At 42.5% G+C, this 348-nt stretch carries 1 tRNA gene and 1 rRNA gene; both read left to right on the top strand.

Features of this window, described 5'->3' with window-relative positions:
* The first annotated feature begins 97 nt into the window (after positions 1-97).
* A 5S ribosomal RNA gene (gene rrf, locus CSGHG_RS19295) occupies positions 98-215 on the top strand.
* Positions 216-220: 5 nt separating this feature from the next.
* Positions 221-295 (top strand) — tRNA-Asn (locus tag CSGHG_RS19290).
* Positions 296-348 lie beyond the last annotated feature (53 nt).

The raw sequence follows: 348 nt of genomic DNA, 5'->3' as shown, positions 1-348 counted from the left end.
AGGAAATGACTGAGTGAGAAGCGGAGTTTATTTGTATAAATGAGCATTTGAGCGAAGAAAATTGACGACGCAGTACGCCGCTTATATTAATTTAAAATCTGGTGATGATGGTTTAGAGGGTAACACTCCTTTCCATTCCGAACAGGCAAGTTAAGCCTCTAGACGCCGAGAGTACTGCACGGGAGACTGTGTGGGAGGGTAGGTTGTTGCCAGGTAATATTCCGCGATAGCTCAACGGTGGAGCACTCGGCTGTTAACCGATAGGTTGAAGGTTCGAATCCTTTTCGCGGAGCCATTTTGGAAACATAGAAGTAGAATATCTACTTCTTTTTTTTATGTTTAAAAAAA

Source organism: Clostridium senegalense JC122, assembly GCF_000285575.1.
Taxonomy (GTDB): Bacteria; Bacillota; Clostridia; order Clostridiales; family Clostridiaceae; genus Clostridium_J; species Clostridium_J senegalense.
This window is presented reverse-complemented; position numbering and strand designations above follow the sequence as displayed.